Consider the following 25,966-nt stretch of genomic DNA (forward strand, 5'->3'; position numbering starts at 1 on the left):
ATCTTGGGGGGAGTAGGATGAGAGAAGTTGTTATTGTAAGTGGTGCAAGAACACCAATTGGTAGTTATGGGGGATCTTTAGCAAATGTTTCACCTGTAGATTTAGGAGCAATTGTTATAAAAGAAGCAATAAAAAGAGCAGGAATAAGCTTGAATGATGTTGATGAAGTGTATATGGGGTGTATTCTTCAGGCTGGTCATGGGCAGGGGGTGGCTAGACAATCTGCAATAAAAGCTGGCATCCCTGTAAATGTTCCAGCAACAACTATAAATATGTTATGTGGTTCAGGGCTAAGAGCAGTCTCTTTAGCTGCACAGACTATTATTTCAGGAGATAATGATATTGTAGTAGTTGGTGGAACAGAGAGTATGAGTCAAGCTCCGTATTTGATACAAAGAGCAAGATGGGGAGTTAGAATGGGACATGATCAAATAATAGATTCCATGATACATGATGGATTGACAGATTCATTTAATGAATATCATATGGGAATTACAGCTGAGAATCTAGCACAAAAATATGGTATTACAAGACAAGAACAAGACAAGTTCGCGCTTTCTAGTCAAAACAAAGCTGAAAATGCTATAAAGCAAGGAAAGTTTAAAGATGAAATTGTACCTGTTGTTATACATGAGAAAAAAGGTGAACCTATAATTGTAGATACTGATGAATATCCTAAGTTTGGAATTAATATTGAAAAACTATCTAAACTAAAACCTGTATTCAAGAAAGATGGAACAGTAACAGCAGGAAATGCATCAGGAATTAATGATGGTGCAGCTGCACTAGTTGTTATGTCAAAAGAAAAAGCAGAAAGCTTAGGAATAAAGCCACTTGCAACTATAGTATCTTATGCTAATGCTGGTGTTGACCCATCTATAATGGGTATTGGGCCTGTATTTTCTACTAAAAAGGCCTTAGAGAGAATAAATTTAACTATAGAAGATATGGATTTAATAGAAGCTAATGAGGCATTTGCGGCACAAGCACTTGCAGTTGAAAGAGAACTAAAATGGGATAGCAAAAAAGTAAATGTAAATGGAGGAGCCATTGCATTAGGTCATCCTATCGGTGCAAGTGGAGCTAGAATTTTAGTAACGCTTCTTTATGAAATGCAAAGAAGAAATAGTACTTATGGTTTAGCAACATTATGTATAGGAGGCGGAATGGGTACATCCTTAATCGTTAAAAGGTAGATATATTTAAAAAAGAGGATTAAGTATATCACTTGATCCTCTTTTTTGAAAATAGACAATCGATATTAAATTACTGTATAATGAATATATATTTATAAAAGTGCTGAAGGGAGATTAATTAATGCCTATAAAAGTTATAGTTGATAGTACATCATATATACCAAAACAACTAATAGAAAAATATGATATTACAGTTATACCACTTAGTGTAGTTTTTGAAGATGAAGTAATTAAAGAAACTGATATAACAAATGAAGAGTTTTATGAAAAACTAAATAAAATACCTACATCCTCTCAACCAACAGTGCAAGAAATCTATAATATATTTGAAAAAGTTATCGAAGATGGATATGATATTGTAGGAGTATTTATATCATCACTAAAAAGTGGAACATACAACACTGCTTGTATGGTTAAAGACATGATATTAGAAAATTATCCTAATGCGAATATAGAATTAATAGATTCTAAATCTACTGCTATGCAGCTAGGGTATGCAGCACTTTGTGCAGCTAAAGAAGCAAAAGAGAGAAAAACAATAAAAGAAGTTGTTGAAAAGGTAAATGAGAATATCAAAAGAAGTAGATTTCTTTTTATTCCTGACACTCTTGAGTATTTAAGAAAAGGTGGAAGAATAGGTACAGCTAAAGCTCTTTTAGGATCTATATTGCAGCTAAAACCTATATTAACTGTCAAAGATGGAAAAACAGACGTTATAACTAAAGTTAGAAGTAAAAAGAAAGCAGTTAAAGAAATGATAGATATCTTTATGGAAGATGTAAAGGAATATGGTTTATGTGAAGCTATAATACATCATATAAATTGTGAAGAAGAAGCAAAGCAATTTGCTCAAGCTGTTGAAAATTTAGTTAAGCAACCTATAGATATTTGTCCAATTGGACCTGTAGTTGGAGTGCATGTTGGACCGGGTGCACTAGGGATTGTATATTATACGAAAGAAGAAAGAAAATAGTTCATTTCGTATATTTATAGCAACTAAGGAGAGTTGAAATGATAAAGTTAAGAGGGCATCATCTTATATGCAGATTAGGGTTTAAAGGCCTTGGTTATAGTAAAGAGTTTGTTGAAAAGATGAGTGAAATTGTGAATATATTAAAATATAATATGGATACTTTAATAGAAGTTGACAACAAAGCTGATATTATTTGTAAGAGTTGTCCACATCTTAAGAGGAATATGTGCAAAAAAGATGGAAATGAAGAATCTGAAAAAGAGATAAAAATAATGGATGAAATAGTACTTGATGCACTAAAAATAAAGCCAGGGGATAAACTAACAGTTTTTGATATAAACAATCGTATAAAAAATAATTTCACAAATGAAAAACTAAACTTATTATGTAAAAATTGCAGTTGGAGATGTCTTGATTATTGTGAGGAAGGACTTAATAGTTTAAGAAATGATAAAAAGTGTTGACATATCATTTGTTTTAAATTAGAATTTAGTAGGAAATAAAACTTAATATAACTTGTTAGGTGAGGCTCCTAAATGAACACAGGCTATTGCCCAAAAACGTCGAGAGACGCTAATGGGTAGAACAGGCAAGATCGGATTAAGGTCTGCTTAATATAGCTGAATCAATGAATTGATTCTACGTCATTTAGTGCTAAATCCAGAACGAGGAGTTAAAGCTATAAATCTACAGGTTTATTGTAGGTTTTATTGTGAAGTGTTTTTGAAACGACTCCTTGTAGTCGTTTTTTTATTTTGTAAAAAAAAGGAGGTGAGTCCAAATGGAAAGTGATGATTTTAGGCGTAAAAAAGGAATAAATGATCTTCAAAAACTAAAGACTATAAATTATATGGAGGGATTATTATGCAAAATCTTAAAAAACTTATTTGGACTCACTTTAATAATAAAGATATAGAGTCTTTAAAAGAATTACTTAATAAGTCAGACAAATTAGATATTTTAAATGTTATTAAAGATTTACCTTCAGAGGAACAAGTTATAGTTTATAGACTCTTGTCTAAGGAAAAAGCTTTATTTGTGTTTGAACAACTCGATACAAGTTTTCAACAACAGTTGTTATCTTCATTTACTGAGGAAGTTGCAATAGAGATGATTTCAGAACTTGAACCAGATGATAGAGTTAGACTTTTAGATGAATTGCCAGCAAAAGTTGCCAATAAACTAATTCAAGCTCTTTCACCAGAAGAAAGAGAAAAAACAGCTTTATTGATGGGATACGAAGAAAAAACAGCAGGAAGAATAATGACAACTGAATATCTTGCTCTAAAGAGAAATTATACAGTTGAAGAAGCTATAGAAAAGATAAGAAAAGTCGGCAAGGAAAAAGAAACTATCTATACTATATATATAGTTGATGAGTTTAGAAAGTTAGAAGGAGTCTTATCTTTAAGAGAGTTGATAACTTCTCCAGTAGACAAAAAATTAGAAGAAATTATGAATGATAAAGTTGTAAAAGTTTCAACTAGTACGGATCAAGAAGAAGTTGCACAGTTGCTACAAAATCTAGATTTTCTGTCAGTTCCTGTTGTAGATAAAGAAAATAGATTAGTTGGAATTATAACTATTGACGATGCTATGGATATTATTGAAGAAGAAACAACAGAAGATATATTTATCAAAGCAGGTTTAACTCAATTAAATAACAAAGAAAGAGATCATAGTCAAAGATTAATTAGTGGGTCCTTACTTGATGTTTGGAAAGTTAGATTGCCATTTTTAATTATAACCATGTTAGGAGGGTTAATGGCAGGAGCGGTTATAGATGTATTTGAAGAAACGCTAGAGGCTATTGCAGCAACTGCTATATTTATTCCTGTTATTATGGATATGGGAGGAAATGCAGGAACTCAATCAAGTACTATATTCTCACGTGCATTAATATTAGGACATATACAATTGAATAATTTTCTAAAGCACCTAGCTAAAGAAGCCTTTGTTGGATTAAGTATGGGAGCGTTCGTTGGAGTGCTTACAGGAATTGCAGCATTTTTATGGCAAGGTATTCCTGAACTAGGAATAGCGGTAGGATTAGCATTGACAATTACTATGACAGTAGCTACTTCATTAGGTTTTTTAATTCCGTATATATTATTTAAAATAGGAGTTGATCAAGCAGCTGGTGCAGACCCTATAATTACAACTATTAAAGATATAACTGGACTTTTGATTTACTTTATGTTAGTTAAACAGTTCCTAGGTTACCTATTATAATTTCTTATCTTTTGATAGAAATGGGTGATAGTATGATATTTACAGATTTCATTTTAAGAATCAGCTTAGCATTTGTTCTAGGAGGCATAATAGGCTTTGAAAGACAAAAAAGACAAAGAATGGCTGGTTTAAGAACAAATGTATTGGTGGCGCTAGGAGCTTTCTTGTTTGTTACTTTGTCTATGACTATTGAAGGTGAAAGTAGTCCAAGTAGAGTAGCAGCTCAGATTGTTTCAGGAATAGGATTTTTAGGAGCAGGGGTAATCATTAGAGATGGAATAAATGTAAGAGGTTTAAATACTGCTGCTACATTGTGGTGTTCTGCTGCTATAGGAGTTTTAACTAGTGCAGGTCTTGTAAAGGAGGCTGTGGTAGGAACTTTATTTGTTTTAATTGCAAATGTATATTTAAGACACATGATAAAAAAAGTTGAGGATCACTCAGAATCATCAGATAGATTTGAAACAATATATATTTTAAGAGTAGTTTGCTCAAAAAAAACAGAGTTTCATATAAGAGCTTTATTAATACACATGCTACAACAAGAAGATGTTATTTTAACTAATTTAGAAAGTGATGATATTGAATCAACTGAATATGTTGAAGTAACTGCAAAGCTTACAAGTATAATGAAAAATCACTCGATTTTAGAAAAAATAGCTAGTAGAATAAGCTTAGAGTCAGGAGTAAGTTCAGTAGGATGGGAAGTTCAGTCGTAAAAACTTGCGTGTATACACGCAAGTTTTTTTGTATATGTAACAAATTATGACAAATTCATGATATTATATGATTAATGAAAATAAAATGGGAAGGGTTGCGCATATGGATATAATAAAAATATATCAAGATATTTTAGAAGTAATACCAGATGCGACTTATGGTATAGACATAGATGGGAAAGTAATTATATGGAACAAAGCTATGGAAAAAATCACAAATGTGAAGAAGGAAGATATAATTGGCAAAGGAGATTATATATATTCTTTGATTTTTTATGGCAAAAAAAGAGTTACTTTAGCAGATTTAGTATTAAATAAAGACTATAAAGTAGGTTATAATTACTATAAAAATTTTAAATGTAACGAAGATGGTAGTATTGAAGGAGAAGCTCATAGTGAAAAGATGAATTACTATGATTGGGGTAAAGCTAGTTTACTGTATGATCTAAATAAAAATGTTATAGGAGCTATATCAATATCAAGGGATATAACAGAAAAAGAACATTACAAAAGAACTATAGAAGAAAAAAATATAAAGCTAAAAGCGACAGTTGAACAATTGATAGCAAGTGAAAGTCAATTAAAAGCCCAGTACGATTCAATACAAATGTATCTAGGGGAATTAGAAGAAATACAACAAAAATATAAAATAGCTATAGAAGGAATAAATAGTGCTATATGGGAGATAGACATAAAGAATAAAAGCTTATATATATCGCCAGAATTTGCACAGCTTATAGGAGTAGATTTTAAGAATAAAAACGTTCACGAAATTTTAGATAAATCAGTACATCCAGATGACAAAAATGTTCTTTTAGAAGAATATAAAAAATATGAAAGCAATAAAAAACAGAGAATATATTCTCAAATTAGAGTTATAGATAAAAAAGGAAATATTAGATGGTATTTAGTAAATGGAAAAGGGGTATTAGACTTACAAGGAAATATTAAAAGTATAAGCGGTATATTAGTTGATATAACTCAGCTTAAAGTTCAAGAAAAGTATATTAAGTTTTTGTCAGAACATGATCATTTAACAAAACTTCCTAATAGAAGAAAGATGGTCAAAATATTAAAACAAGAACTTAAATCAAATAAAAAAGGAGCTGTATTGTTATTAGATTTAGACAACTTTAAAGTTATAAATGATACACTAGGTCATGCATATGGAGATAAAGTATTAATTAAAGTTGCTGATATACTAAAAGATATAGAAAATACAATAGCTTTTAGAATGGGTGGAGATGAATTTTTACTTTTAATTAAAGATACTTACAATTTACAAAAAATAAAAAAATATGCAGATAGATTGCTTAATGCTCTAAAAGATATGGAAAATGGAATAACAGGTAGTGTGGGAATTGCTAGGTATCCTTACGATGCAAATAGTTTAGAAGATATTTTAATAAAAGTAGATATTGCTATGTATAATGCAAAAAATTCAGGAAAGAACAAATATATCTTCTTTGATGAGAAGATGGATATGAACTTTAAAGGTAGGTTAGAATTAGAAAATATATTGAGAGAAGCTATAAAAAATGAAGGATTTACTTTGTTATATCATCCTATAGTAAACTCTCAAAGTGGAGAAATAGAATATTTTGAATCGCTCCTGAGATTGAAAGAAAAAAAGATATCTCCAGATATTTTTATACCTTTAGCCGAAGAAACTAACTTGATTTCAGATATAGGAAAATGGGCAATAAAAGAGGCTATTATTCAGATAAAAAAGTGGAAAGAAAAAGGATATAAATCTAAGCCTATATCTGTAAACATTTCTCCTAAACAGCTTTATGATGAAAATTTAATTAAGTTTATTAAAGATACTTTAAGTACATATAAAGTGGATTCTTCGCTTTTAGAAATAGAGATAACAGAGAATGTACTTATTGAAGATGAAGGTAAGGTTTTGAAAGTATTAGATGGAATAAAAAAACTTGGGGTTAAAATATCCATTGATGACTTTGGAAGAGGATATTCTTCGTTTAATTCATTAACATTCATTCCTGTTGACAAGATAAAAATAGATAAAAGTATAACAGATGAATTTTTAAAACTAGATATAATAGAAAATTTAATTTCGTTTTCTCATGCATTAAATTTAAAAGTTGTAGTAGAAGGAGTAGAAAATAAAGAGCAATATTTAAAATTAAAACAGTATGGATGTGACTACCTTCAAGGATATTTTTTTAGTAAGCCTTTAATTTCTGAAAAAATAGAAAAAATATATAATAATGTATACTAGATGGTGGTGATATATTTGGAATTGCCTAAAGACTTTAAAGAAAAAATGCAAAATCTTTTAAATGATGAATATGATGATTTTCTAAGTAGTTATAATGAAAATAAAAAACAAGGTCTAAGAGTTAATACATTAAAAATATCAGTAGACCAATTTAAAAATATAAGCCCATTCGAATTAGAAAAAATTCCGTGGGTAAGTGAAGGTTTTTTTTATAAAGAAAAAGATAAACCAGGAAAACATCCTTATCATGAAGCAGGGCTATATTATATACAAGAGCCTAGTGCTATGGCTGTAGGAGAGATAATAAGTCCAAATCCAGGCGAGAAAGTTTTAGATTTGTGTGCAGCTCCAGGAGGAAAAACAACACATATTGCATCGAAGATGAATCAAGAAGGATTGATAGTAGCTAATGAAATTCATCCATCGCGAGCTAAAATTTTATCTCAAAATGTAGAGAGAATGGGGATAAAAAATGTAATTGTAACAAATGAAACTCCAGAAAATTTATCTAAGAAATTTGAAAATTACTTTGATAAAATACTAGTAGATGCGCCGTGTTCAGGAGAAGGTATGTTTAGAAAAAATCCTGAGGCTTGCAGTGAATGGAGTCTTAAAAATGTATGTTTATGTAAAGAACGTCAACTTGATATACTAAAATGTGCCTCTAGTATGCTAAAGGTAGGAGGTAGGCTAGTATATTCAACTTGCACATTTTCACCTGAAGAAAACGAACAAGTAATTAGTGAATTTGTAAAGGAAAATACTAATTTTGAAATAGAGAAAATAAGTGCGTATCATGGATTTGATAAAGGAAGAAAAGATTGGACTAAAGAAGGTGTAGAAGGTATAGAAAATACTATTAGGATTTGGCCACATAAAATTGCAGGAGAAGGACATTACATAGCTTCGCTAAGGAAAATAGATGGAGAAGATAGTAAAACAAGAAAGATATTGAAAACAATAACTGATAAGAAAGTGTTAAAAGATTATTTAGAGTTTGAAAAAGAGTTTTTAGTATCCCGTATAGATGGAAACTATATATTGTTTGGGGAAGAACTTTATAGTATACCTAAAGATATGGTATCTTTAGATGGAATGAAAATAGTGCGACCAGGACTACATATAGGAACTATAAAGAAAAATAGATTTGAACCTTCTCATGCCTTAGCATTATACTTAAATAAACTGGATGTAAAATATAGTTATAATATTGATAAAGATTCACAACAGATAATAGACTATCTAAAGGGACATGCTCTTAAGATAAATGGACAAAAGGGATGGTATTTAGTTGAGGTAGATGGATACTCTATTGGATGGGGTAAGCTTTCAGGTGATACACTTAAAAATCACTATCCAAAAGGTCTAAGGTGGATATAGTATCTAAAAAGAGAATACACAAACTGTATTCTCTTTTTATTTTTTATGTGAAATTTAAGATATCGATATCTACATTCTCAAAACCACAAATAACAATATCCGCATCAGATAAAATTTCTTCAGAACCTACACCGATAACTTTCATATTGCATTTCTTTGCAGCCTGAATACCTGCTATTGCATCTTCGAATACACAACACTCTTTAGGATTCAAATTAAGTCCTTCAGCTCCTTTTAGAAATACTTCAGGATCAGGTTTTGCATTTATTACTTTTGTTCCATCTACTATAACATCAAAATAATCGATTAAACCTACATTTTTTAATATTGTAAGAGCATTTTTACTAACAGAACCTAGTGCAATTTTGAATCCATTTTCTTTTAATTTAATGAGGAAATTTTCTACACCTGGTAATATTTCGGATTTATCCATTTTAGATATATATTCCACATACCAATTATTTTTTCTGTCAGCCAATTCAAGTTTAGTCTTATCATCAACACTTTTATTTCCAAGTTCAAGAAGTAGTTCTAACGATCTTATTCTGCTCACACCTTTTAATTTTTCGTTGTCTTCTTCAGTAAAATCAAATCCAAGTTCATTAGCTAACCTTTTCCAAGCAATATAGTGATATTTTGCTGTATCAACAATAACCCCATCTAAATCAAAAATACAACCTTTGATAGACAAACCAATCCCTCCTTAACATTTTTAGTATATTATATCAAAAACGTTTTCGAAATCAATACCTTGTTTTGAAATAAAAATAATTATTCATAACTTAAGTTGTTAGAAAAATAAATACATTTAAATAACGAAAAAATAAAGAATATATTGAAAACGTTTTTGATATAAATTATAATATAGATACAGAAAAAGAAAAACGTTTGCTTATAAAGGAGGAGAGATATGGATAGATTTTGGAATGTAGAGCTAAACAAGTATAATTCAAAAGAAAATGCAAAATATGAAACGATTTTTACGTTAGCTAATGGGTATAGGGGGTTGAGAGGAAAAAATAATTTTTCAAAAATAGGAGAAAAAGGTAATTTTATAGCAGGAATATTTGATCAAAATACCGCTCAAGTTACAGAATTAGTAAACTGTCAAGATCCACTTGTTTTAAATTTTTACGTAGATAATGAACTAATAGATATAGATAAATGTGAAATTTTAGATTTTAATAGAAAACTGAATATGTACGAAGGGGTATTATATTCTTCTTACAAACTAAAGTTAGATTCAAATAGAATAGTGCAGATAGATTGTGAAAGATTTGTAAGTAGGAAAAATGTACACAGATGGGCAGAAAAGTATACCCTCAGGCCAGTAAATTTTAAATCGAAAATGTTTATCGAAAATATAATAGATGGAACAGTTGTCAATAGTTGTAATGATCCTATAAATCTTACAAAACATTTCAATGTTATAGATAAATTAGATTTAAAGCCAGGGTTAGCTCTTTTAACTAAAACTATAGATAAAGGAATCTATATAGTAGAATCTACAAGAATATACGCAGATGATTTATTTAAAACAAGAAAGTTTATAGAATTAGGAGAAAAAGTAAGAGAAGTTTATGAGTTTTTTGTAGAAGAAGGAGAAGAATATACCATTTATAAATATGGGTGTACATATACAAGTAAAGATACAAAAGAAGATATAGTTTCTGTTTGTAAGAGTGAGTTAAAAGATTTTCAGACAATAGGATATGATAAAGAAAAAGAACAACATTTGCAAGAATGGAAAAAATTATGGAATAGCATGGACATAAGGATTAAGGGTGATGATATAGCTCAAGTAGGTATTAGGTTTAATATGTTTCAGTTAGCTTCTTGTGCATATGAAAAAGATTATACAGTTAGCATAGGAGCTAAAGGTCTTCATGGAGAAGGTTATAAAGGTCATGTGTTTTGGGATACAGAAATATTTATGATTCCGTTTTTTACATATACAAATCCTGAAATAGCAAAGGCGCTTTTGATGTATAGGTATAATACACTATGTGGAGCTAGAAAAAATGCAAGTTTAAATGGATTTAAAGGTTCACAGTTTCCTTGGGAGTCAGCAGATGATGGAACAGAAGTTACGCCAAAATGGGGAGTGGATTATGATGGAAACCCTGTAAGAATATGGACTGGAGATGAAGAATATCACATAAATGCAGATATAGCATTTGCTATATGGGAATATTTTAGAGCAACAAAGGATGAAGAATTTTTAATAAACTATGGAAGTGAAATAGTACTAGATACGGCTAAGTTTTGGAATAGTAGACTAGAGTACAATCAAAAGTATGATAGGTACGAAATAAATAAAGTAATAGGGCCTGATGAATTTCATGAACATGTAAATAACAACGTATATACTAATTATCTTGCTAAGTGGAATATGAATAAAGCTATTGAAATATCTAGATGGTTAAAAGAAAAGGACTTTGTAAAGTTTAAAAATTTATGCTAATAAAGTAAGAGGTGGTATTATGAAAGATAAAACTATAACTATAAAAGATGTAGCCAAAATAGCAGGGGTGTCTGTAAGTACAGTTTCGAGAGCTTTAAATAATTATAGTGATATAAATCAAGAAACCAAAGAAAAAATATTTAGTGTAGTTAAAGAACTTGGATATAAGCCTAATAATATAGCAAGAAGTTTAAGTTCTAGTAGAACTTTCAGATTAGGAATGCTTGTTGAAGATAATGAGGGAACAGGTAGATTAAATCCTTTGGTACTTGAGATGATCATTGGATTTAAAAATACATCTAGTAAACTAGGCTATGAAACTGTATTGTTGTCAACAACATCAGATATTCAAAGGAATGAAAAATTGCAGAAAATATTCAAAGAAAAACAACTAGATGGTATGTTTATCATGGGACTTAAAATGACTGATCAATATTATGATGAACTTTCAAATATAGATAAGCCGTGTGTTCTGCTAGATGTAAATATAAATAATCCAAATGTTGCTTGTATTGGAGTTGACAATGTAAGAGGTTCTTTTTTGGCGGTTGAACATCTTATAAAATCTGGACATAAAAAGATAGGTTTTATTAATGGTCATAAAGATGCTTATGTAAGTTATGAAAGGTTAGATGGATATTTTTTAGCTCACAGCAGATATAAACTACCTGTTGATAACTCGTTGATAGAAAATGCGGATTTTACTGATGAAGGTGCACAAGAAGCTGTAAAAAGGCTTCTTCAAAGGCACAAAGATATAACTGCTATCTTCTGTGCAAGTGATTTAATGGCTACAGGAGCAATTTATAGTTTGACTAATTGTGGCTACTCAGTCCCAGAAGATATTTCTGTAGTAGGATTTGATGATATACACTTGGCAGAATGTATAGTTCCAAGACTTACTACTATAAGGCAAGATGCGAAAAAAATAGGTACCAGTGCAGCGAGCTTGCTAGTAAACTTAGTTCAAGGTCAGCATATGGGAAGAATAGTAATAGAGCCAGAACTTATAGTGAGAGAGTCTACAAAAAGAATTTAAATATAAAAAGGGGAGTGAGATTATGTGAATTTAAAACGTATTTTATCAATGTGTTTACTAGGAATACTTATATTTGTAACAGGGTGTTCTGGTGTTTCTGATGAAGTTTCAAAAGAAAATAGAGTAACTATAGTGCTTGGTTGTTGGGGTTCATCACCGGCAGAAACAGAACTATTAGATAAGCAAATAGAAAGATTTGAGGAGATTTATCCGCATATTAAGGTTGAAAAACAAGTAATAACAGGAGATTATAATCAAGCAATGCAAGCTAGAATAGCTTCTAAAACTGAACCAGATGTTTATTATTTAGATGTTTTCCAAGCTCCTGCTTATATATCAGGAGGAGTAATAGAGCCATTAAATGATTATATAGATATGGAGGATGTAAAAGATTTCGAAGAGTTTTTAATTGAAGGATTTAAAAAGGATGACAATATATATGCTCTTCCTAAAGACTATAATTCTTTAGCTATTTTCTACAACAAAGACATGTTTGAGCAAGAAGGAATAGATTCTATAACTACTTGGAGCGAGCTAAAAGAAGCGGCAAAGAGTCTTACAAAAGATGGAGTTGTAGGAATGGCTTTAAGTGCAGATGCAGCAAGATTTATACCATTTATGATACAAGCAGGTGGAAAAATAAATGATGGAGATGATGTTGTTTTTAATACACAACAGGCAGCTGAAGGGCTAGATTTTTATTTTTCAATATTAAAAGATGGTTATGCTAAACAGCCTCAAGAGTTAGGGGTTGGATGGAATGGAGATGCATTAGCTCAAAGAAAAGCAGCTATGGTTATAGAAGGTGGTTGGATGATTCCGTTTATGAAAGAGGCAGGTCCTGATGTTAACTATGGAATAGCTAAACTTCCTAGAGGAAATCAGGAAGGAAATTTAGCATTCACAGTAGGATACGCTATGAGTGCTAATTCAAAATACAAAGAGGAATCTGCAAAATTAATAAACTTTTTAACTGGAAAAGAAGCATTAACTATGGTGGTTGAAAGCGGTCTTGCAATTCCATCAAGAAAATCAATGTCTAAATTATTTGCACAAAAGTACCCAGAAAGATCTGCGCTAGTTGAAGGAACTGTTGGAGCTAAAGTATTTCAGTTTGGTGCTAATACAACGAAGATAATAGATGCTTTAAATAAAGCTGGTGAAAGACTTTTATTCAATCAGGTTGACAATGCTAAAACTGCATTAGAAGAAGCAGCAAAAGAAGTACAGTAATAGAATAGGAAGCACCTTAAGTGCTTCCTATTTGTCAAAGGAGGAGTTTTATGAATTTTAAAAGTGCAGGGCTATCTACATTCAAAAAGCGAGAAAAAATAGATGGTTGGCTGTTTGTATTGCCGTTTGTGATAAGCTATTTAATATTCTTTGTAGGACCACTTATAGTAGCGTTTATTCTGAGTTTTAAAGAATATTCATTTTTAGATCAAATATCTATAATGGAAGCTAAGTGGGTTGGACTTGATAATTATATTCATGCATTTAAAGATCCTGTATTTAGAAAAGCTCTATTAAATACAACTATATACTCAATAGGAGTTGTACCTACACAGCTTATAATAGCATTAGTTCTTGCCTTGATTGTAAATTCTGATATAAAAGGAAAAACTTTCTTTAGGGCTGCCTATTATATTCCTACTGTAACATCAACAGTTGCGGTATCTGTAATGTTTATGTTTATATTTAAGACAGATGGTCTTTTAAATAAAATTTTACAGACATTTGGATTTGAAGCTTATAATTGGTTTGGAGATATAAATCTTGCTTTACCATCTATTATGATGATGGCTGTATGGTCATCTGTAGGATTATATATGATAATATTTCTAGCAGGATTACAAGATATTCCGGATTCTTTATATGAAGCTGCTTTGATTGATGGAGCAAATAAATGGCAACAATTTTGGCATGTTACACTTCCACTTTTAAGACCTACTTTTTTCTTTAATCTAGTAGTTTCTATGATAGGTACATTTCAGGTTTTTGATCAAGCTTATGTTGTATCCGGTGGAAATGGTGGACCATTAAATTCTACTATGACTGTTGTGCTTTATCTTTATAGAACAGGATTTAGGGATTATAAGATGGGTTATGCCTGTGCAATAGCATTTATATTATTCTCTATAATATTTGTATTAACTATGATACAAAAGAAATTATTTGGTGAAGAAACGCAATATTAATAAGGTGGTGACGCAATGGGGAGAAAGGTATTAAGAATTTTGTTTTATTTTTTAGTAATTGCATATGCCATTATTTCTATAGGTCCATTTATTTGGAGCATAATAACATCTTTAAAACCTACTAGTGAAGTGAATAATTTTAGCATAAACTTTTCAACATTAAGTTTTAGAAACTACATATTTTTATGGAATAGGTTTCCGTTTGCTAGATGGACATTGAATAGTATAATTGTAGCGTTGATAGTAACTTTGGGTAATTTATTATTTAATTCAATGGCAGGATATGCACTTGCTAGAATAAATTTTCCTGGAAAAAAAGCTTTATTTGTATCGATATTAGCTTTTATGATGATACCAGGTCAGGTTGTTATGGTTCCTACATTTATATTACTTACTAGGTTAGGATGGATAAATTCTTATAAAGGTCTTACAATTCCATTTTTGACAAGTTTGTTTGGTATATTCTTAATGAGGCAGTTTTTTTTATCTATTCCTAAATCATTAGAAGAATCTGCTATGATAGATGGATTAGGAAGATTTGGAATATTTTTCAGAATAATTTTACCGTTGGCAAAACCAGCACTATCAACACAGTTTATACTTATGTTTACAGGAAATTGGAACAGCTTTTTGTGGCCTAGTCTACTAGCTACGTCAGATAAAATGTATACACTTCCTGTAGGTCTAAATTCGTTCTACGGACAGTATTTTCAATTTTGGGATCAAGTTCTAGCAGGGGTTATGATACTTTCTATACCAGCTATAGTAATATTTTTAATTTTCCAGAAAAATTTTATAAAAGGTATATCGACAACAGGTATGAAAGAATAACATTAAAAATATGAAAATCATTTATTGAAACATAGACTAAAGTCTTATATTATATTAAATAGAATATAAGGCTTAGGGGTGAAAAAAGTGATCAAGTGGAAAGATGATTATGTAACAGGAATAGAAGAAATAGATAAACAACACAAATATCTAGTAGATATAGCTAATAGAGCATATTTAACATTAAAGGATGAATTTTGTATAGACAAATATGATAAAATAACTCAGATACTAAAAGAACTTGAGGAATATACAATTTTTCATTTTGCTAAGGAAGAAGAGTATATGAAAAAGATAGGTTATAAGCATTTGTTTTCTCACAAAATAGAACACAATAAGTTTATTGAAAAGATAAAGAGTATAGACTTAGATACTATAGATGAAAAACAAGATGAATTTTTATTAGATATAATAAATTTCATAGTAGATTGGTTAGTTAGTCATATATTAGAAAAAGATAAACTAATATCAGGAAATTAAAATTTTGCATTGTTGATCGTCCAAAGCATTTTGAAATGTTTTGGGCGATTTTTTTGAGATGAATTGAATTTTGGAGAAATAGATCGAAAAAACTATAATGAAAACATTTGACTGTATGGTTGTACAATTGATAACATTAAATTAATAACAAAATTATAACGATATGACGGATGAATAGACTTCATAAGAAGCAAGAAAAGTATTGGAAAGGGGTGAGATGTTATATTGCAAAGTAAAAACAAAAGATAAAATGAAAATAATTATTCAAAAGAAGTTAGTATATTAACAAATACAATGGGGGGATAGTTGTGGATTTATTTACTATTGTTAATAAAATCAATAGTATTTTGTGGGGACCTATAATGCTATTTATGCTTTTAGGAACAGGAGTATTATTTACACTTAAACTTAGGTTTTTACAGATAAGAAAATTAAAGTATGCATTTAAATTAACTTTTGATGGCATATTAAGTAAAAGTGATAGAGCAAACGAAGATGGAATGTCTTCTTTTCAGGCCTTATCTACAGCTATAGCAGCTCAGGTTGGAACTGGAAATCTTGCTGGAGTTGCAACAGCTATAGCTGCTGGTGGACCTGGCGCAATATTTTGGATGTGGATAAGTGGCTTCTTTGGAATGAGTACTATATTTGCAGAAGCTATATTAGCACAGGTATATAAGAAAAGGGTAGATGGAGAGATAACGGGAGGACCTGCTTACTACATCACAGATGGACTTAAAAACAAGTACTTAGCAGCATTCTTTTCGATTGCAATAATCTTGGCGTTAGGATTTATGGGAAATATGGTTCAATCTAACTCAGTTGGTGCAGCTATAAGTGGAGCGTTTAATATAAATCCGTTATTTGTAGGAATTGGTGTAGCGATTATTGTTGGTTTAATTATAATTGGTGGAATTGGAAGAATAGCTTCTTTTACAGAAAAGGTGGTACCTTTCATGGCTATTTTCTACATTTTAGGAAGTTTAATAATAATATTTTTGAATTATGAACATATTATTCCAGCGTTTAAGATGATAATATATGGAGCATTCAATCCTATGGCAGCAACTGGAGGATTGATTGGAGCAACTATAAAGGAATCTTTTAGATATGGTATAGCAAGAGGACTTTTCTCTAATGAAGCAGGTATGGGGTCAACTCCGCATGCTCATGCTGTAGCAAAGGTAAAGCATCCTGGACAACAAGGTCTTGTTGCACTTATGGGAGTAGTTATAGATACGGGAATAGTTTGTACGTTAACTGCACTAGTTATATTAACTACTGGTTCTATAGAAGCTGGTCTATCGGGAGCTGCTCTTACTCAAGAAGGATTTATCCGTGGTTTTGGAGGGTTTGGAAGTTATTTTGTAGCTATATGCCTATTCTTCTTCTCTTTATCAACTATAATAGGATGGTATTTCTTTGGAGAATCAAATGTAAAATTTTTATTTGGTAAAAAAGGGTTGGTATTATATAAGATTATAGTTTTATTATGCATAATAGTTGGAGCTACTATGAAAGTAGAATTAGTTTGGGAAATTGCTGATACATTTAATGCGCTTATGGTTATACCTAACCTTATAGCTCTTTTGGGTATGACATCATTAATTGTTAAAGTAGCAAATGACTTTGAAAATAATTTTGAAAAAGGCAAGTTGTCTGAGTATACAAATAAGGATAATAAATTAGAAAATCCTCAGCATTAATGCTGAGGATTTTCTACATGTATTTTTAGTTTATCATTTTCTTCATCTATAACAACGTGATAGCCATCACTTATTTCACCTTTTATAATCATTTTTCCAAGTTCTGTTTCTATATATCTTTGAAGATATCTCTTAATTGGTCTAGCACCATATGTTGGAGAGTAAGCTTCATTTGCTATGAAAGATTTAGCTTTGTCAGTTATAGAAAGTACTATATTCCTATCCTCAAGTCTTGTTTGTATATCTTTGATAGCTAAATCTATAATCTTAGAAATTTCTTCTTTTGTTAAAGGTTTAAATACTATTATATCATCAATACGGTTTAAAAACTCAGGTTTAAAGTTTTTCTTAAGCTCATCTAAAGCTTTTTGTTTCATATTTTCTTTTATTTGGCCATCTGCATCTATTCCTTCTAGTATAAACTGGCTACCTATATTAGAGGTCATAATTACAACTGTATTTTTAAAGTTTACAGTTTTACCTTTAGAATCAGTTAATCTACCGTCATCTAATAATTGTAAAAGAACATTAAATACTTCAGGATGGGCTTTTTCTATTTCGTCGAATAAAATTACACTGTATGGCTTTCTTCTAACAGCTTCAGTTAGCTGACCTCCTTCTTCATATCCAATATATCCAGGAGGAGCACCTATAAGTCTTGCTACTGTGTGTTTTTCTTGATATTCACTCATATCTATTCTTACTATGTTTTCTTCAGTATCGAATAAAGCTTGGGCTAAAGATTTAGCAAGTTCTGTTTTTCCGACTCCAGTAGGACCTAAGAAAATAAATGATCCTATAGGCTTTCTAGGGTCTTTAAGACCAGATCTTGCTCTTAAAACAGCATTAGAAACTGACGTTACAGCTTCATCTTGTCCAATTACCCTTTCGTGAAGTATATTTTCAAGATTCAGTAATTTTTCTTTTTCGGATTCAACTAGCTTAGTAACTGGAATTGAAGTCCATTTAGACACAATTTCTGCGATTTCTTCTTCAGTAACTTCTTCAGATAAAAGACGTTTTTCATTTTTATCCATCTGCTTTTGTCTTTCTTGCTCTAACATTTTTTCATGCTCAAGAAGTTTTCCGTATTTTAGCATAGCGAGTTTTTCAAGATCATAGTTTCTCTCAGCTTCTTCTATTTCTCTTTTTATATCTTCAATTTCTTGTTGTAGCTTTTTGATCCTTGCGATATTTTCTTTTTCGATTTCCCACTTAGCTTTCATTTCGTTTGCAGTTTCCTTTAGTTTAGAAAGTTCCTCTTGAAGCATGATAAGTCTATTTTCTGAGTTTTTGTCATTTTCCTTTTTAAGAGCTTCTTGTTCTATTTCAAGCTGCATTATACGTCTGCTTATTTCATCAAGTTCAGAAGGCATACTATCTATCTCGCTTCTTATCATAGCAGCAGCTTCATCCATAAGGTCTATTGCTTTATCTGGAAGGAATCTGTCTGTTATATATTTATTAGAAAGTGTTGCACAAGCAACTATGGCATTATCTGTAATTCTTACTCCGTGGTGAATTTCAAATTTTTCTTTTATTCCTCTTAATATAGATATAGTATCTTCAACGGTAGGTTGATCTATCATAACAGGTTGGAAACGTCTTTCAAGTGCAGGATCTTTTTCTATATATTTTCGATACTCATCTAAAGTAGTTGCTCCTATACAATGAAGTTCTCCTCTAGCTAGCATAGGTTTTAATATGTTTGCAGCATCCATAGCACCATCAGTTTTACCCGCTCCAACTATAGTATGAAGTTCATCTATGAATAAAATTATTCTACCTTCTGATTGTTCAATTTCCTCTAATACTGCCTTTAATCTTTCTTCGAATTCTCCTCTAAATTTAGCACCTGCAATTAATGATCCCATGTCAAGAGCAAATATAGTTTTATCTTTTAGTCCTTCAGGGACATCTCCTTTTAATATACGTTGAGCAAGGCCTTCCACAACTGCAGTTTTACCAACACCAGGTTCTCCTATTAATACAGGATTGTTTTTGGTTCTTCTTGAAAGAATTCTAATTGTTCTTCTTATTTCGTTATCTCTTCCTATTACAGGATCAAGTTTTCCTTCTTTAGCTAATTTAACTAAATCTCTACCAAATTTATTTAAAGCATCATAAGTTAACTCTGGATTTTGAGATGTAATTCTTCTGTTTTGTCTAATTTTACTTAGAGCAGATAAAAAGCTCTCTTTAGTTATATTGTACTTTCTAAATAAAGATTCAGAAAAAGTACCTTTTTCATTTAATATACAGATATATAAATGTTCAACACTTATATATTCATCTTTAAATTTATCAGCTTCATCTTTAGCATTAACTAATATTTGGCTAAATCTTCTAGAAAAATACATATTAGAAGCATCGCCGTGCACTTTAGGAAGTTTATCTAAATGATTTTTCAAATCACTTATTAAAAGAGAAGAAGGAACATTCATAACCTCTAGTAGTTTAGGTATAAATCCATCTTCTTGAGTAACTAAAGCAAGATGTAAATGTTCTATATCAACTTGTTGATGATTAAGTTTAAGAGCTATTTCTTGAGATGATGAGATAGCTTTTTGGGCTTTTTCTGTAAATTTATCTATATTCATCATTATCCCTCCTTTGTCTTTTAAATTTATTATATCCATATATCACGAAGTAAAATTTTTTATTAGCACTCTATTAAGGTGAGTGCTAAATCTTTGATTATATTTTACAACTTCTAGCTCATGATTGCAAGAATTTTTTCTAGTGTTATATAGATGGATTCTCTGTATTAAATAAAAATGATATTTGTTATCAAACAACTTGAATTAAGGATAAAAAGGTGATATCATTTACTTATAACACATACGAATTTATGTACTTTACTAAATTGTAGAAAAGTTATAGTTTTAATAAAAAATTCTTTTTAAATCTTTTAAAAAACTTTGCTTTATAGATATTTTAAAAAGGGGGAAAGATCATGGCGTTATACGAATTAAGAAAAAATCAAAAGTGTACTATAGAGAAAATGCCTTCAAATTCATTACTTCAATCACTAGGATTAAGACAAGGAATTGTAGTATCTGTTATGTCAAAACAGCCTTTTGGAGGTCCAATAGTAGTTAAGGTAGGAAATAGAAGTATAGCAGTTGATAAGGATATAGCAAAAAATATAGAAATTAAGGTGGTGTCATAATTGAATTGTCACAATGACAGAAAAGGTAATAAATCATCGGTAGAGTATGAAAAGAAAATTTTGCTTATGGGGAATCCTAATGTAGGTAAAAGCGTTATATTCTCTAAATTAACAGGTATGGAAGTTATGACTGCAAACTATGCAGGTACTACTGTAAGTTATACTCAAGGGGTATTAAAGTCTGAAAACCAAAATGCAGTTTTAATAGATGTACCAGGAATTTATTCATTAGAGGCTACATCAAAAGCTGAAGAAGTAGCTATAGATATGCTAAATGAAAATCCAGATGCTATAATTTGTGTTTTAGATGCTACAAACTTAGATAGGAATTTAAACTTAGCCCTTCACTTGAGAGAATATAATATACCTACTGTATATGCTTTAAATTTAACAGATGTAGCAAAAAGACAGGGTATACAGATAAATGTAGAAAAGCTTAAGGAGTTATTGCAAGCTCCTGTTATAGAAACTGTAGCTGTAAGGAATATAGGACTAAATGAGCTAACTAAAAAAGCTTTGGAAATCTCAAAAGAAGATACGAAATTGTTTGAAGGAAAGCTAACAAAAGAAGAAAGATGGGATATGGCACAACAGATAACTCAAAAAGTCCAAACAAGAGTTGATCATGAACCATCATTTCTTGAAAAGTTAGGAGATTTAACTATACAGCCTTTCCCAGGAATACCTATAGCTTTGATAGTATTATCTATAGCTTTAGGAATAGTAGTAGGTGGGGGTAAGGCTTTAAGGGCTGCTGTTTTACTTCCACTTGTTAATAATATTATAGTTCCTTTTATAGTATCTATAGTAGATAGATTCGTACAACCTGGAGTAATTTACAATATATTAGTGGGAGAATTTGGAGTTTTAGTAAAGGGTATCGAATGGCCTTTTGCATTAATCCTTCCTTATGTTCTTTTATTTTATATAGTACTTTCATTTTTAGAAGATAGTGGATACCTTCCAAGGCTTGGAGTTTTGGTAGATGGTATTCTTAGAAAGTTAGGTCTTCCAGGAGGAAATATAGTTCCGTTTATAATGGGTTATGGATGTGCAGTTCCAGCTATACTTGGAACAAGAGCATCTACGAGTTATAAAGAAAGATTGATATTAACATTTTTAATATCTTTAGCAGTGCCATGCACTGCTCAAACTGGAGCATTTTTTACTCTTTTGGGAGATAGATCGATAATTGCACTTATATTTGTATATATGATATCTTTTATATCTATTATAATTGCTGGAGTTTTATTAAATAAGTTTATTCCAGGACACAGTGACCCTTTACTTTTAGAAATACCTAACTTACTTATGCCAAATAGGCAAGCATTACTTCAAAAAATATGGATTAGATTTAAACATTTCCTATTTGATGCCGAGGTTCCTATGATGATAGGAATAGTATTAGCAGCACTTGTAGCTGAAACAGGATTTTTGAATATTATAGGTAGTGCTATGCAGCCACTAGTTGAAGGTTGGTTAGGGCTTCCGAAGGAAGCGGGTTTAGCACTTTTATTAGGAATAATAAGGAGAGAACTTGCAGTTATGCCGTTGCTTGATATGAATTTAAGCATAACTCAAGTAATAGTTGGATCTGTAGTAGCACTATTTTACTTACCTTGCTTATCAGCATTTGCTATGTTAATAAAAGAGTTTAAATTAAAAGTTGCTTTAATTATGTCTTTATCTACTATAATCATAGCTCTTTTATTTGGAGGAATAGTAAACAATATCTTAGGATTCATATTATAAACAATTTTAATAAGCTTCAGATAGTACTATCTGAAGCTTATTTTGGGCAAAAAATAAATGGTGGTGATTTTCAAATGATATGTTTTATCACTTCTAAAATAGAAACTATTTGTTCAAAGATTCCAAAATGTATATGTTTGCTTGATTGCTACTACGAAAACCTAGTTAAAAAAGAAGTTAACTTAGCAGGCATAAAAGAAACTCATAAAGTATTGTGTATAGGGGGGGGATCTATACCATATACCGCTATAAAAATAGCACAACTTACAAATTGTAATGTAACAGTAATTGATATAGATTTTACAGCAGTAAAAAAGGCAGTTAAGTATATAAAAGATGTGGGAATGGATAGAAAAGTAAAAGTTATACATGGTAATGGTTTAGATTTTTGCACAAATGGGTTTGATGTTATACACATAGCTTTGCAAGTTACTCCTAAAGATAAAATCTTAGAAAATATATGGGAAAATAGTCCTTTAGGAACTAAGATTCTAATAAGAAAGCCTAAAAAAAATTTAAATAAGTTTTACTCTATTGTAGATGAAAGAAAATTTAATAAAAATATAAAGTATATAAACCACAATCATGCTACTATAACAAAAACTTGTCTTTTAGTAAAAAGTAAGGAGAATGAGTTAGATGAAAAGGATAGCTTTAATTTTTATAGGAATAATATCTGTAGTAGCACTATTGCTGTTAGCTGATTTTAAAAGTGTATTTGTACAAATATCTACTTTATCGTATAAGGATATTTGGATACTATGTATACTTCAAATTATAACAATAGTTCTTATTAATATACAGTGGATAAAGATTTCTAGCGATATAGGACTTAAGATAAAATTTATAGATGCTTTTGATATGAATATGACCGGCACATTTTTTGAAAGCATAACTCCTGCAGCTAAAACGGGTGGAGAAGTTGCAAAAGTTATGTTTTTAAAATCAAAGCTAGGATTTTCTCTTGGAGAGGCAAGTGCTGTTGTAAGTTTTCAAAAAATAATAAGTATGGTGTGTTTTTTATTTTTAACTCTCTTAAGTCTTTTTATGTTTTTACTTGAGCCTAGTCTATCTAGTGATTGCAAAAAATTAATATTATTTAGTTTCTTATTTTTACTAATTGTAGTACTAGTTATGATACTAATAGTAGTATATAGGGGTACATTAGGTAGATTTTTTTCCTACATCCCTTTTTTAAGAAAATATGAATCTAAGTTAAATACATTTTTAATCAGTTTTGATGAATGTATACAAAGATTAATTAATAATAAAACAAGTTTTATGTTTCATATAATTTTAAGTATAGGGATATGGATTTTGTTTGCCGTAAAGACTTATTATATCATGTTTTCTTTAGGTAATACTGTAAAATTTACTATAGCAGCATCAGTTACTTATCTTACCTATATGATAGGGATGCTGCCACTTTTACCAGGTGGACTTGGAAGTTTTGAAGCTAGTATGATGCTTTTATTATCACCTGTTGGAATATCATCTTCTTTAGGAATTGCCATAGCTCTTATTTTAAGGTTTGTAACTTTTTGGTTTGTATTTTTATTAAGTAGTATATACCTGGGTATTAAATACATTGTTTTAAGGAGAAAGGAGAAGGCTTTAGTATGAATATAAGAAAAGTTATTCCTAATATTCTTACATTTATAAATATGTCTTTAGGAATAACATCTATTTTATTAGATGATATTATGTTAGCTTCTTCCTTTATATTATTAGCAGCTATATTCGATAGGTATGATGGAAAAGTAGCAAGAGCTTTAAAAGCAGAAAGTGAGTTTGGAAAACAGTTAGACTCTCTTTCAGATATTGTATCTTTTGGAATAGCTCCTGCTATACTAGTATTTAGGTTAAATTTATTTAAATTAGGCTTTGCAGGTTATGCAATTGTGATACTATTTATTCTTTGTGGAGCTTTTAGACTAGCAAGATTTAATATATTAAATATAAAGGATATGTGCGTAGGACTTCCAATTACTATTGCAGGATTTATTTTAGCATTAAACTGTTTACTTCATTGCTTATCACTAGATAGATTTAACGAAATTAATATATTTTTTACAGTAACTTTAACTTTATTTTTATCTGTTTTAATGGTTATGAAATTTCAATTCAAGAAGATATAAAAGCAGTTTACCTAAAACTGCTTTGTTTTTTTGTACAAAAGATATATTGACACTTTTCTATATCTAGGAATATAATGGATATAGAGATTTCTCTATATAAAAGGAGGTAGCCTAATTGACGAAAGATTACAGTAAATATGCTTTACTTATGAAAGCTTTAGGAGATGAAACTAGGATTAAAATTTTTGATATGCTTTCAGAAGGAGAAAAATGTGCTTGTAATATACTTGAAGAATTTAATATAACTCAGCCAACTCTTTCTTATCATATGAAAATTTTGTGTGAAAGTGGAATTGTCGATAGTAGACGAGATGGGGTATGGATGAAGTATAGTATAAATAGAGAAAACCTAGATAAGATAAAACAATTTTTTGATGATATTAGTTTTAAAATATATGGATAATACTTGGGGGGTGTTAATGTTGATTGTATTTCAGTGGTTAAATAATCAATTGTTAAAAATGCAATGGCTTTATGATCTTGTCAAAGTATTTGTAGAAAATGTATTTAAGTTAGATATAAATACTAGGATTGGAGGTAGTATTCACTTTTTTATATATGATGTTATAAAAATATTTATACTATTATCAGTCCTTATTTTTGCAGTTTCTTATATTCAAAGTTTTTTCCCACCGGAGAGAACTAAAAAAATATTAGGAAATTATAAAGGAATTACAGCAAATATATTAGGAGCATTGCTTGGAACTGTTACTCCGTTTTGTTCATGTTCATCTATACCACTATTTATAGGGTTTACAAGTGCAGGACTTCCTATTGGAGTTACATTCTCGTTTTTGATATCTTCTCCTCTTGTAGATTTAGCATCTGTTATATTACTTGCTAGTATATTTAACTGGAAAACATCAATAGCTTATGTAGTAGTAGGTATTATACTTGCAGTGGTAGCAGGAACTATAATAAGTAAATTAGGTCTTGAAAAATATGTGGAGTCTTTTGTTTATGATACTAAGGTTGCTGAGGTAGATGAACAAGAATTAACTACTCGTGAGAGAATAAATTTTGCTAAAGATCAGGTGTTGGATATAATCAAGAGGGTTTGGTTATATATTATTATAGGGGTTGGAATAGGAGCAGGTATTCATAACTGGATTCCTCAAAATATGATAGAAGCAGTACTAGGTCAAGATAAATGGTATTCTGTTTTATTAGCAACTATTGTTGGAATACCTATGTATGCAGACATCTTTGGAACTTTACCTATTGCTCAGGCTCTAGTTACAAAAGGAGTAGGAATAGGTACTGCTTTAGCATTCATGATGAGTGTAACGGCACTTTCGCTTCCATCTATGATTATGTTAAAAAGAGTTGTAAAACCAAAGCTTTTAGGAATTTTTATAGGAATTGTAACCGTAGGAATTCTTTTAATTGGGTATTTATTTAATGCTTTTGGCTATTTATTTATATAAAATAAATTAAAGGG

General features: G+C 30.2%; 23 protein-coding genes and 1 riboswitch. Of the genes, 21 read left to right on the forward strand and 2 right to left on the reverse strand.

Annotated elements, in window-relative coordinates:
- The first annotated feature begins 17 nt into the window (after positions 1–17).
- From JWYL7_RS01830 to JWYL7_RS01860, 7 genes are all read left to right on the forward strand, one after another.
- Positions 18–1,196 (forward strand): acetyl-CoA C-acetyltransferase, encoded by a 1,179-nt coding sequence (locus JWYL7_RS01830; protein ID WP_066068073.1) that lies wholly within the window; start codon positions 18–20, stop codon positions 1,194–1,196.
- 121 nt (positions 1,197–1,317) lie between these two features.
- On the forward strand, positions 1,318–2,169 hold the full coding sequence (locus tag JWYL7_RS01835; RefSeq protein WP_066068076.1) for a DegV family protein: 852 nt from the start codon (positions 1,318–1,320) through the stop codon (positions 2,167–2,169).
- Between the two features lie 38 nt (positions 2,170–2,207).
- A complete protein-coding gene (locus tag JWYL7_RS01840) occupies positions 2,208–2,633 on the forward strand; it encodes a DUF1284 domain-containing protein (protein WP_066068079.1) in 426 nt (141 codons plus the stop codon).
- Between the two features lie 44 nt (positions 2,634–2,677).
- A riboswitch (M-box (ykoK) riboswitch) is annotated at positions 2,678–2,849 on the forward strand.
- 184 nt (positions 2,850–3,033) lie between these two features.
- Positions 3,034–4,401, forward strand: coding sequence for a magnesium transporter (gene mgtE, locus JWYL7_RS01845; RefSeq protein WP_066068082.1), 1,368 nt, complete (start codon positions 3,034–3,036; stop codon positions 4,399–4,401).
- Positions 4,402–4,433: 32 nt separating this feature from the next.
- Positions 4,434–5,120, forward strand: a complete 687-nt coding sequence (locus JWYL7_RS01850) for an MgtC/SapB family protein (RefSeq protein WP_066068085.1) — start codon at positions 4,434–4,436, stop codon at positions 5,118–5,120.
- A gap of 103 nt (positions 5,121–5,223) precedes the next feature.
- The gene (locus tag JWYL7_RS01855; protein WP_066068088.1) at positions 5,224–7,365 is read left to right on the forward strand and encodes a sensor domain-containing protein; all 2,142 of its coding nucleotides are present in this window, start codon (positions 5,224–5,226) and stop codon (positions 7,363–7,365) included.
- Between the two features lie 15 nt (positions 7,366–7,380).
- Positions 7,381–8,745 (forward strand): RsmF rRNA methyltransferase first C-terminal domain-containing protein, encoded by a 1,365-nt coding sequence (locus tag JWYL7_RS01860; protein ID WP_066068091.1) that lies wholly within the window; start codon positions 7,381–7,383, stop codon positions 8,743–8,745.
- A gap of 43 nt (positions 8,746–8,788) precedes the next feature.
- On the opposite strand, the gene pgmB is transcribed toward JWYL7_RS01860, so the two are convergent.
- Positions 8,789–9,436, reverse strand: a complete 648-nt coding sequence (gene pgmB / locus JWYL7_RS01865; protein ID WP_066068094.1) for a beta-phosphoglucomutase — start codon at positions 9,434–9,436, stop codon at positions 8,789–8,791.
- Positions 9,437–9,655: 219 nt separating this feature from the next.
- On the opposite strand from pgmB, the gene JWYL7_RS01870 reads away from it, so the two are divergent.
- The 7 genes from JWYL7_RS01870 (at position 9,656) to JWYL7_RS01900 (ending at position 17,463) form a co-directional block, all read left to right on the forward strand.
- A complete protein-coding gene (locus JWYL7_RS01870) occupies positions 9,656–11,209 on the forward strand; it encodes a glycoside hydrolase family 65 protein (RefSeq protein ID WP_066068097.1) in 1,554 nt (517 codons plus the stop codon).
- A 19-nt stretch (positions 11,210–11,228) separates the two neighbouring features.
- Positions 11,229–12,248, forward strand: coding sequence for a LacI family DNA-binding transcriptional regulator (locus tag JWYL7_RS01875; RefSeq protein ID WP_066068101.1), 1,020 nt, complete (start codon positions 11,229–11,231; stop codon positions 12,246–12,248).
- 24 nt (positions 12,249–12,272) lie between these two features.
- Positions 12,273–13,481, forward strand: coding sequence for an ABC transporter substrate-binding protein (locus JWYL7_RS01880; protein WP_331721878.1), 1,209 nt, complete (start codon positions 12,273–12,275; stop codon positions 13,479–13,481).
- A 50-nt stretch (positions 13,482–13,531) separates the two neighbouring features.
- Positions 13,532–14,446, forward strand: a complete 915-nt coding sequence (locus JWYL7_RS01885; protein WP_066068107.1) for a carbohydrate ABC transporter permease — start codon at positions 13,532–13,534, stop codon at positions 14,444–14,446.
- A 15-nt stretch (positions 14,447–14,461) separates the two neighbouring features.
- Complete coding sequence (locus JWYL7_RS01890; protein ID WP_066068110.1) at positions 14,462–15,277, forward strand: carbohydrate ABC transporter permease; 816 nt, start codon at positions 14,462–14,464, stop codon at positions 15,275–15,277.
- Positions 15,278–15,364: 87 nt separating this feature from the next.
- Positions 15,365–15,757, forward strand: coding sequence for a bacteriohemerythrin (locus tag JWYL7_RS01895; RefSeq protein ID WP_066068113.1), 393 nt, complete (start codon positions 15,365–15,367; stop codon positions 15,755–15,757).
- A 308-nt stretch (positions 15,758–16,065) separates the two neighbouring features.
- Positions 16,066–17,463, forward strand: a complete 1,398-nt coding sequence (locus tag JWYL7_RS01900; protein WP_066068117.1) for an alanine/glycine:cation symporter family protein — start codon at positions 16,066–16,068, stop codon at positions 17,461–17,463.
- Here JWYL7_RS01900 and clpB read toward each other — a convergent pair.
- Positions 17,460–20,063: an ATP-dependent chaperone ClpB gene (gene clpB / locus JWYL7_RS01905; protein WP_066068120.1), complete on the reverse strand. Its 2,604-nt coding sequence runs from the start codon at positions 20,061–20,063 to the stop codon at positions 17,460–17,462. The two genes, JWYL7_RS01900 and clpB, sit on opposite strands and share 4 nt — an antisense overlap.
- Before the next feature lie 356 nt (positions 20,064–20,419).
- Between clpB and JWYL7_RS01910 the strand changes: the two genes are divergently transcribed.
- The 7 genes from JWYL7_RS01910 (at position 20,420) to JWYL7_RS01940 (ending at position 25,952) form a co-directional block, all read left to right on the forward strand.
- On the forward strand, positions 20,420–20,635 hold the full coding sequence (locus JWYL7_RS01910) for a FeoA family protein (RefSeq protein ID WP_066068123.1): 216 nt from the start codon (positions 20,420–20,422) through the stop codon (positions 20,633–20,635).
- On the forward strand, positions 20,636–22,387 hold the full coding sequence (locus JWYL7_RS01915; RefSeq protein WP_066068126.1) for a ferrous iron transporter B: 1,752 nt from the start codon (positions 20,636–20,638) through the stop codon (positions 22,385–22,387). It abuts the gene before it with no gap.
- Positions 22,388–22,461: 74 nt separating this feature from the next.
- Positions 22,462–23,091 carry an SAM-dependent methyltransferase gene (locus JWYL7_RS01920; RefSeq protein ID WP_066068130.1) on the forward strand — a complete coding sequence of 210 codons (630 nt, stop codon included), beginning with the start codon at positions 22,462–22,464 and terminating at the stop codon, positions 23,089–23,091.
- Positions 23,027–24,010 carry a lysylphosphatidylglycerol synthase transmembrane domain-containing protein gene (locus tag JWYL7_RS01925; protein WP_066068133.1) on the forward strand — a complete coding sequence of 328 codons (984 nt, stop codon included), beginning with the start codon at positions 23,027–23,029 and terminating at the stop codon, positions 24,008–24,010. Before JWYL7_RS01920 ends, JWYL7_RS01925 begins: the two co-directional genes overlap by 65 nt.
- Positions 24,007–24,525, forward strand: coding sequence for a CDP-diacylglycerol--serine O-phosphatidyltransferase (gene pssA, locus JWYL7_RS01930; RefSeq protein WP_066068136.1), 519 nt, complete (start codon positions 24,007–24,009; stop codon positions 24,523–24,525). Before JWYL7_RS01925 ends, pssA begins: the two co-directional genes overlap by 4 nt.
- Before the next feature lie 115 nt (positions 24,526–24,640).
- Positions 24,641–24,928, forward strand: a complete 288-nt coding sequence (locus JWYL7_RS01935) for an ArsR/SmtB family transcription factor (protein WP_066068139.1) — start codon at positions 24,641–24,643, stop codon at positions 24,926–24,928.
- Positions 24,929–24,944: 16 nt separating this feature from the next.
- Positions 24,945–25,952 (forward strand): permease, encoded by a 1,008-nt coding sequence (locus JWYL7_RS01940; protein WP_331721877.1) that lies wholly within the window; start codon positions 24,945–24,947, stop codon positions 25,950–25,952.
- Positions 25,953–25,966 lie beyond the last annotated feature (14 nt).

The sequence above is a fragment of the Alkalithermobacter thermoalcaliphilus JW-YL-7 = DSM 7308 genome (assembly GCA_001584565.1).
GTDB lineage: Bacteria > Bacillota > Clostridia > Peptostreptococcales > Peptostreptococcaceae > Alkalithermobacter > Alkalithermobacter thermoalcaliphilus.

Bases quoted from the DNA above. Each gene is read 5' to 3' on its own strand.
- JWYL7_RS01920 (WP_066068130.1), top strand. From the start codon at position 22,462: ATGATATGTTTTATCACTTCTAAAATAGAAACTATTTGTTCAAAGATT.
- JWYL7_RS01875 (WP_066068101.1), top strand. From the start codon at position 11,229: ATGAAAGATAAAACTATAACTATAAAAGATGTAGCCAAAATAGCAGGG.
- clpB (WP_066068120.1), bottom strand. From the start codon at position 20,063: ATGAATATAGATAAATTTACAGAAAAAGCCCAAAAAGCTATCTCATCA.
- JWYL7_RS01850 (WP_066068085.1), top strand. From the start codon at position 4,434: ATGATATTTACAGATTTCATTTTAAGAATCAGCTTAGCATTTGTTCTA.
- JWYL7_RS01855 (WP_066068088.1), top strand. From the start codon at position 5,224: ATGGATATAATAAAAATATATCAAGATATTTTAGAAGTAATACCAGAT.
- JWYL7_RS01890 (WP_066068110.1), top strand. From the start codon at position 14,462: ATGGGGAGAAAGGTATTAAGAATTTTGTTTTATTTTTTAGTAATTGCA.
- JWYL7_RS01910 (WP_066068123.1), top strand. From the start codon at position 20,420: ATGGCGTTATACGAATTAAGAAAAAATCAAAAGTGTACTATAGAGAAA.
- mgtE (WP_066068082.1), top strand. From the start codon at position 3,034: ATGCAAAATCTTAAAAAACTTATTTGGACTCACTTTAATAATAAAGAT.
- JWYL7_RS01870 (WP_066068097.1), top strand. From the start codon at position 9,656: ATGGATAGATTTTGGAATGTAGAGCTAAACAAGTATAATTCAAAAGAA.
- JWYL7_RS01835 (WP_066068076.1), top strand. From the start codon at position 1,318: ATGCCTATAAAAGTTATAGTTGATAGTACATCATATATACCAAAACAA.
- JWYL7_RS01830 (WP_066068073.1), top strand. From the start codon at position 18: ATGAGAGAAGTTGTTATTGTAAGTGGTGCAAGAACACCAATTGGTAGT.
- JWYL7_RS01925 (WP_066068133.1), top strand. From the start codon at position 23,027: ATGAAAAGGATAGCTTTAATTTTTATAGGAATAATATCTGTAGTAGCA.
- JWYL7_RS01885 (WP_066068107.1), top strand. From the start codon at position 13,532: ATGAATTTTAAAAGTGCAGGGCTATCTACATTCAAAAAGCGAGAAAAA.
- JWYL7_RS01840 (WP_066068079.1), top strand. From the start codon at position 2,208: ATGATAAAGTTAAGAGGGCATCATCTTATATGCAGATTAGGGTTTAAA.
- JWYL7_RS01940 (WP_331721877.1), top strand. From the start codon at position 24,945: ATGTTGATTGTATTTCAGTGGTTAAATAATCAATTGTTAAAAATGCAA.
- pssA (WP_066068136.1), top strand. From the start codon at position 24,007: ATGAATATAAGAAAAGTTATTCCTAATATTCTTACATTTATAAATATG.